At 43.4% G+C, this 7603-nt stretch carries 8 protein-coding genes and 1 pseudogene; all 9 read right to left on the reverse strand.

Translation table 11 applies throughout. The features are described 5' to 3' along the window. Nucleotides 1-140: 140 nt before the first annotated feature. The gene (locus IM507_RS00760) at nt 141-335 is read right to left on the reverse strand and encodes a biotin/lipoyl-binding protein (RefSeq protein WP_069475493.1); all 195 of its coding nucleotides are present in this window, start codon (nt 333-335) and stop codon (nt 141-143) included. A 348-nt stretch (nt 336-683) separates the two neighbouring features. After that, nucleotides 684-926, reverse strand: coding sequence for a hypothetical protein (locus tag IM507_RS00765; protein ID WP_002737863.1), 243 nt, complete (start codon nt 924-926; stop codon nt 684-686). Next, the gene (locus IM507_RS00770) at nt 923-1270 is read right to left on the reverse strand and encodes a hypothetical protein (protein WP_002737363.1); all 348 of its coding nucleotides are present in this window, start codon (nt 1268-1270) and stop codon (nt 923-925) included. The genes IM507_RS00765 and IM507_RS00770 overlap by 4 nt, the downstream gene beginning before the upstream one ends. Before the next feature lie 263 nt (nt 1271-1533). Beyond that, a complete protein-coding gene (locus tag IM507_RS00775) occupies nt 1534-2889 on the reverse strand; it encodes a tetratricopeptide repeat protein (RefSeq protein WP_123229855.1) in 1356 nt (451 codons plus the stop codon). A gap of 439 nt (nt 2890-3328) precedes the next feature. Next, complete coding sequence (locus tag IM507_RS00780; RefSeq protein ID WP_123229854.1) at nt 3329-3514, reverse strand: hypothetical protein; 186 nt, start codon at nt 3512-3514, stop codon at nt 3329-3331. Nucleotides 3515-3981: 467 nt separating this feature from the next. Then, nucleotides 3982-4182, reverse strand: coding sequence for a type II toxin-antitoxin system MqsA family antitoxin (locus IM507_RS00785; RefSeq protein ID WP_123229853.1), 201 nt, complete (start codon nt 4180-4182; stop codon nt 3982-3984). Nucleotides 4183-4239: 57 nt separating this feature from the next. Further along, nucleotides 4240-4974, reverse strand: coding sequence for a foldase protein PrsA (locus IM507_RS00790; protein ID WP_123229852.1), 735 nt, complete (start codon nt 4972-4974; stop codon nt 4240-4242). An 18-nt stretch (nt 4975-4992) separates the two neighbouring features. Further along, nucleotides 4993-6447 carry a putative HlyD family type I secretion protein gene (locus tag IM507_RS00795; RefSeq protein WP_287636321.1) on the reverse strand — a complete coding sequence of 485 codons (1455 nt, stop codon included), beginning with the start codon at nt 6445-6447 and terminating at the stop codon, nt 4993-4995. Nucleotides 6448-6449: 2 nt separating this feature from the next. Next, nucleotides 6450-7463 (reverse strand): annotated as a pseudogene (locus tag IM507_RS00800) (peptidase domain-containing ABC transporter); the annotation flags it as partial. Nucleotides 7464-7603 lie beyond the last annotated feature (140 nt).

Consider the following 7603-nt stretch of genomic DNA (forward strand, 5'->3'; position numbering starts at 1 on the left):
AAACTTTTTCAGCAGACCCTAATTAGGGGTTTCAAGACCCCCCTAGCTGGTGCCGAGAAAACCTTCACCAGCTAAGTATTTTTACTCAAGTCTCTGGAGGGGGATAGCTTATGTGACAGTTGAGGGTGCGGAATGTGGGATCAAATCATTACCCAAATCATTACCGAAATCTCTAACTGACTTTTGACAAGTTTCTGTTGGGAAAGACGGCTTTTTTGTCCTTCTATTCTCTCCTCGATTTGTTGTATTTCCTTGCCGATTAATAGAGAATCTAGGGTTAAAATCGGTTGTCCTGCTTTCACCTCTTGGCCTTCACGGACATAGATTTTTTCCACTTCTCCTGCGGTGATTGCGTCGAGTTTGACCAGGGTAAGCGCATCTTAACAATCCTTGACAAAATGAACTTTATGTGAGTTGCTTACCCAGAGAGCGATTCAGGCATATTTGAGGAGAATTGGCCATCTCAATTGTTAAGCAAAAATTGACCAAATGGGTCGATTTCGTAACTATTCTGATTGACTGGTATCACTTGAAATGCCCATGCGGATCACAAAATTGGCCAATTGTCAATAGCGTTTGAGATGCTCTCACCCTGAATAGGGAGATGATGTTGGGTTTCCGTTGTCAATCCAATCTTGCAAGATAGGCGTATGCCTTCGGCATCGCACCTGATACCTTAATAGCTAAGTTGCTTGTTTGCCAAATTCAGGAACAACCAGGTTGACTTCCTTCGAGTTGTAACCAAATGCTTCTACCTGAGACTTGATCAAATCAAGAGCATCATAATAAGCAAGGCTTTGTCCTTTATAGAAAGAAGAGTCCTCTCCTTTTATGTCAGCTTCGTTAATTTTTGCGAGGGATTCATTGTACTTTTCTTTGAGAATAAGTGCATGATCTTTGATAAAGTTAACAGATTCTGTGTTCATAGCCCTCTCTCCTTGAGTAGGCTTTCTAGTATAGTCTTTTGCTCGCTCTGCCGATTTATGCCACTTTGCCATTTATCGGGAAGAGCTTTTTGCTGTCTAGGATCAAGATTATCAAAATCAGGTATAAATTTTTGGGGAGCTTCAATCTTTTTTTGATGTTCAGAAATTTGCTTGTTTATAGATTCAATTCCTTTTCGGATTTGAGAGTCTGGCTTTTTGGCATATTCGTTATAGAATCCAGAGTGCTTACCCCCTTGTTTGGCAATATTATATGGGTCATTCACATTAGTCACATCATCCACTTCATCAACAGCCTTAGTAGCTACCAACTGTTGATTCTTCACTATTATACCTCTCCAGAAAAGATTTTTGATAAGCTCTTAGTCAGGGCTTCATCTCTTATTTTGACAATTATTGGAGAGGTCTATTTAGCAGGGTCAGTCCACACTCACCCACATCAATATAGGAGCGAACAAACTCTATCTGAGTTTCTTGCATCACTTCTGTGGTAAGACGATTTTGCCTAATTGAGTTTTCGGTAAGTTTTAGGGCAATTGTTGGGTTTCCTTGCGTCAACCCAACCTACCAGATCGGCGATCGCCTTGAGTTAAATTTGAGAAAGTTCGCGTTCACCCGCTAATTTCAGTGCAGAAGCGGCTTCAGGAATATAGGAAGTTTTCGTTTTAGAGACCATACCTCCCTGTTGTTCCTGTAATTGTTCTAGACGCATGGTACTCCAATCGGTCAGCATCGAGTTACCTAGCCGGGGGGCCAATTTGTTAATTTTCTCCACGGCGGAGATAGCTAATTCATCCATCTGTAGGGAAGCTAGATAGCAATCACAGGCGATGTCTATCTCTCCTAATCGTTCGTGACATTGGCCTGCCATAAACCAAGCGATCGCCATTCCGGGCGGGCCGAGTCTAGTGGCAGAACGATAGATTTTCGCCGCTTCTTCAAATTTATTTTGTTTCAGTAAAATTTCCCCCAGTTGCAGGCGATAACGAGAGTAAAGAGGTTCCATCGCCACCATCTTCTTCGCTCTCTCTTCGGCGAGATCGATATCACCCAACCAGAGAGCTTCTTTCGTTCGACTCTCAAAAACCGTCGTCAGATTTTCATGGGCGGCAATTCTCTCGGTGTCGTTTTTACACTCGCGGGTTAGTTCTTCCGCTAGGGATTGACAGAGATCCATTTCACGGATAACCGTTTGCCGTTCACCCCGCAGAAGTGGAGCGAAAACAGCCGCACGCTGGAAAACACTGGTTAAACGTTTAAACTCGAAACGATCAAGGGAAGGTTCGAAGTGATAGAGTGCCTCTTTCGCTACTTCTCGCCAATGGGCGACCGCCGCTATATCTCGAAATACAGTAGCGTGTAAAGCGATTAGTTCTACGGCCGCCCCGAAAACCTCCAGGCTTTCTTTAGAAGCGTATTGAACGATTCGTTGAAAATCTTCGAGATTTTCTGATGTACTGATACTTTCTTGACAGAGGATTTTAGACATCGCCAGGCTGTAAGCTAATCTAGCGAACGTGGGGTCTCTCCCAATGTTTTCATCGGTAATTGCAGGAATATAGCTAATAATCGTTTCATGAAAGCATAAACTCGATAATAAATTAATTGTTTTCAGTTGAGTAGCGGGTGAAAGCTCACGATAATGCTCTAAATGCTCGCAAAGAACTCTCCAACGTTCGGTTCTCAACTCATCGGGGAGGGTGAGAGGATCGTTAATTGAGTATTGAAAAAGACCGGTCTCTCGAATCAATTGCTCTCGAAAAGAAGCAGGGTGAATGAGAGTAACCGGGTTCACGGACGACGTATTAGTATCTCGCACTTCGGAGACAAGATTTCGATAACTATAGTCAATTCCCTGAATATGCCAAGCGCCAGATTGATAGGGACTAAGATCGAAATAAGGACGATGGCTCCAAGTGATCGGAAAATCGTTTAAAAATAGCATACATATTCTCAAGAAATGCGATCTTTATCTGGTTGGTATTTCCACGATAGTCAACGGAGTATCTTGTTTTGCTGAACTACCGTGGAAACTAGGAGAAGGAAAAGATAAAATACTGATTTATCTCTGTATTTTATCAATCAGTTACACTTACTTAATCATACGATTACGACACGCCAACGACAACAACCGCCTACCACTTGACGTAAGGTTTTAAAAGCGGTGATACTTTCTGGACTGTCGTTAGCGGCATCGCGCGAAGCTCGATAATTTCGTTAGTCACCGTGTTTTTGATCTCGTTGATTTTGATGTTAGCCATGAGATGTATTCTCCAAATTTTCGCTAAATGAATGAATCAAATTATTGATTCAAGAAAACCATAACAATTTTTCAACACCAGATCAACTATCAAAATCGAACAAAAAGAACATAATTTAGTTATTTATGTTCTTTTTGAAAGACTATTTTTTGCAAAAACATCATCAAAACCGATTAAACAACGGGCTTCCAAGCTATTTAAAGAAACAAAAATAAGTAATTTATGTACAAAAAACTCTGAACCTGTCTTGTTGGAAGCAAAGATAACCAACCAAGCTAACTGAATTGAGTTATTTAGGGTTTGCGGCAAAAAGTTTGTTGATGGGGTTAGGAGTCAGGATTCAGTAGCCGGTCGTCGGTCGTTTCAGGCTTTGTTGCCCTCCTTTTTGTACTAGCTTGCGTACCACAAGAAGGATAATGCCAAGTTTTTGAAGGTCACAATCCTATTTTCGCAGCACTAACATCAGACTTTAACAGGTCAAAAGCCTTATTTTAAAAGGGTTTTATCATTATTCAGCAAGCACTATTTATTTTTTTTATTAACTGGGAATTCTGTTAATGAATAGATTCAGGAATTTTTAAAAGTGTATGTATTAAAAATCGCTTTGTTGGTTTTTATGCTGAATAAGCTCACTCAAGAATAATCGGATTATTGGTATTTTATTAATCCATATTGTATTAATTTTATAGTAAAATAATCCGTAGGTTGGGTTAAACGAAGTGCAACCCAACACAAAACATGAAGAATAATAGGGGGATGATGTTGGGTTTCATGCTTCAACCCAACCTACAAAATAGGCGATCAGCATTCTGTAAAACTTCCGCAGTGACCGACTCGCTTAGATAATACTCCCCGCAATTCTGACAGATATCCGCAGGGACTTGTTTTAAAATCACGATACAATTATCTCTCTCTAAAGTAACGGTAACAAAACCCGATCGGGTTTTGTTACCGTGTTTACAGATCACACATTCCATAACTCTTATCTTCCCTTACTATGTTTGCGGGGTGAGCAATGCCCACCCCGTTCACGATTAATTACTAAACTCGTATTCTATCTCTTGAATCTTCTCCTTTACCCAGCCGTTAAACAAATCAACACCGATTTTCAGAGCCAACTCCTCGGTTAATTTTGGTTTAAGGATTTCCTCGACAAAAATCAGGTGAAAACCCCGATCGCCTTGCAGCGGTTTCAACAATCGAGAAGAATCCGATGCGAAAATTGCGGACGAAAGATTCGGTCGTAAATCCTTACGGTAAACAGTACCGCGATAACCCCCCTTGCGTCGTAATTCCACATCCTCGATATAGCGATGCGCTACTTCCTGAAAGCTGATTTCCTCCTCCTGAATTGATTCATACAACTCCTCCGCCATCGCCTGATCTGCTAACACTACCTCATAGATCACCGCGCCAGTATAATCTAGCTGGTGTTCCACAAAATAGGATTCAATTTTGTCTGCGAAAAGATGTTCGGCTAATTTACCCGATAGTAAATTGAATTGAACGATCGCCTCGAAATCGTCTAGGGATAAGCCCTGTTTTTGCAACCAATTCCATGTATCTTTGGCGTTATGTAATTCTTTGGCGAGACGGAATTGATCGACCGCCTGTTGTAACTCGTCAGTCGTGTTTTTAATCCCCGCTGCCGTGGCGGTTTCGGTGATGATTTTCCGAGCGATAATTCCCTCGACCATTTCGGGGACTTTCCCCGATAGCTTAAGCTGTTGGATAAGGTCTTGATTGGTGATGGTGATACTATGGGACATAATGACTCCTGAAAAAAACTACAGTTTTAACCCATCTTTTTGTAGATCCTTAAAGGGATCGAGGATGTAATCGATCACCCGACGCTGACGGACGATCGCTTCTGCGGTAGCCGTATCTCCCGGATTGAGGGGAATACATTGATTTCCCTTTTGAATACAGGAGCGATCGAGTTGAATTTCTAGCTCGAAAACGTTAATTTTTCCGTTTGGCGTTTCCTTTTCGAGTGCTGTCGGTGATTTCTTGGTGATCTTGCCGCCGATAATGCCGTAATCCTGAAAAGGATAGGCATCGAACTTGACTTTTATCGGCATACCGGCGCGGAGAAATTGACTTTGATCCGTGGGCATTTCTGCCTTGAGAATAAACCGCGATCCTTTCGGTGCTATCTCCGCAACCCGCGTTCCCGACTGCACCACCGCACCCGCGCGTTTAATCGGTAATGAAAAGATTGTGCCGTCGGTATTCGCCTTTAAAACCCTCTGACTTAGTTGGATTTGGAGCGCTTGCCGTTGGCTCTCGCTTTGGGCGATTTCCGATGCCAGTGTTGCGATCTCCGTGTCTAGATTGTTAATCTGCTCCTGTACCCTTAAGAGTGCCAACTCGTTGGAATGGCGGAGACTTTGATAACCCCGCTGCCGCTCCTGTAATTGCAGACGCGCTTGGGCGATATCGGCGCTCGTTTGTTGACTCGTCTGACGGTAGGCACTTTTTAATTCCGCTAGTTTATGTTGATTTTCTTTTACCTCCGCTTTTCCACGCTCGTAGAGTTGTTGGCGCTCCTTGGCATTGTCCTCGCGTTCGATGAATTGTACCTCCGATATCGCGCCATCCTCCCACGCTTTTCGGTAGCGATCGACTTCTTTTAAAGCCGTTTCATAACGACTTTTGAGAATCGGATAATCAGTCTGACTTTGTGCGAGGGCGGTTTTCGCTTGATTGACTCGCGCTTGTTGTTCTTCTAGGGATATTTTGGCCTTCTTGATTAATGCGTCCACATTCTCCCGCGCTTGTTCGATCGAGGCTTCTTTTTCCGCTGCTGCCGCGCGATTTTGTTGGCTTTGGGTGGTTAAAGAAATCTCTAACTGACTTTTGACAAGTTTCTGTTGGGAAAGACGGCTTTTTTGTCCTTCTATTTTCTCCTCAATTTGTTGTATTTCCTTGCCGATTAATGAGGAATCTAGGGTTAAAATCGGTTGTCCTGCTTTCACCTCTTGGCCTTCACGGACATAGATTTTTTCCACTTTTCCCGTCGCGATAGCATCGATTTTGACTGTTTCTCCTTGGGGTTCCAGTTTTCCTGGTCCGACACCGGTTTCATCGACTTTTGAGAATATCGCCCAGGGGAGAATGATCGAGACGAAAATAATCAGAAAATAGAGTAAACCACGCGTCCAGGGTAGGGGTAAAGTATCGATCAATTCTTTGGTATGGAAAGACCAGTTATCGCGCTCTCTGTCTAGATTGGTTGTCATAGTTATTCACTCAATTGATTAGAGTTCAAATTACGGTAAATTCCAGGTCTGGCCATTAATTCTTCGTGGGTTCCACTATCGACTAATACCCCTCGATCGAGAACGAGAATACAATCCGCGTTCCGCACCGTAGAGAGGCGATGGGCGATAATCACCATGGTGCGATTCTGCCGAATTTTCTGGAGATTTGTTTGAATAATCCGTTCCGATTCGGTATCGAGGTGGGAAGTGGCTTCATCGAGGATTAATAACCGCGGCTCTCCCATCAACGATCGAGCGATGGCGATCCGTTGTCTCTGTCCCCCGGAAAGTAGCCCTCCACCCTCGCCGATCTGGGTTTCGTACCCCATCGGCAGTGATTGAATAAAGTCATGAATTCCCGCTAATTTCGCCGCGACCACCACATTTTCTAGGGGGCGATCGGGATGACCTAAACTGATATTTTCCCGAATCGTGGAACCGAAGAGAAAGGTATCCTGATCGACGACTCCCACCTGTTGCCGGAGGGAACTGAGGGCGATCGTACTCAGATCGTAACCGTCGATCGAGATTTTCCCCTCGGTGGGGGGATAGAGGCCGATCAGCAATTTCGAGATCGTGGTTTTTCCCGAACCGCTCCGACCGACGATGGCAACGGTTTGACCGGGTAAAATTTCAAAACTGAGGTTTTCTAAAACATTCTGATCGCTGTCGGTGTGGTAGCGAAAGGTGACATTTTCAAAGCGAATATGTCCCTGTAATTCTGGGAGAAACTGACGGGAAAGTTCCTCTAAATTCTCCTCCGGCTTTGCGTCTAGTACATCGTTAATGCGCTCGACGGCGATATTGACTTCTTGAAATTGCGTCCAGAGAACGGTTAAGCGTTGAAAAGGCGCGATGATCTGGGCAAAAAGCATATTAAAGGCGATCAATTGTCCGATCGATAATTGATTTTGAATCACTAGATAGGCACCGAAACAGAGTAACCCCGTCGTCGCTAAAGATTCGATCAGATTACTGAATATCTGGAGATTATGGTTCTTCGGTTTGTCTTATGCAATGGACGGGGTTATAAGGAATGAAACCTTTATAGAGACAGACATTGCCGCAATTTTTGTCAATTGTTTGCGATCTGGAGCGAACTAATCAATTAAATCTCTTGCCAGATAAGGATTGA

Source organism: Microcystis sp. M20BS1, from assembly GCF_020245305.1.
Lineage (GTDB): Bacteria > Cyanobacteriota > Cyanobacteriia > Cyanobacteriales > Microcystaceae > Microcystis > Microcystis ichthyoblabe_A.

Excerpts from the sequence above, each read along its gene's own strand:
- IM507_RS00775 (WP_123229855.1), bottom strand. The coding sequence starts at position 2,889 with ATGCTATTTTTAAACGATTTTCCGATCACTTGGAGCCATCGTCCTTAT.
- IM507_RS00785 (WP_123229853.1), bottom strand. The coding sequence starts at position 4,182 with ATGGAATGTGTGATCTGTAAACACGGTAACAAAACCCGATCGGGTTTT.
- IM507_RS00790 (WP_123229852.1), bottom strand. The coding sequence starts at position 4,974 with ATGTCCCATAGTATCACCATCACCAATCAAGACCTTATCCAACAGCTT.
- IM507_RS00765 (WP_002737863.1), bottom strand. The coding sequence starts at position 926 with ATGAACACAGAATCTGTTAACTTTATCAAAGATCATGCACTTATTCTC.
- IM507_RS00795 (WP_287636321.1), bottom strand. The coding sequence starts at position 6,447 with ATGACAACCAATCTAGACAGAGAGCGCGATAACTGGTCTTTCCATACC.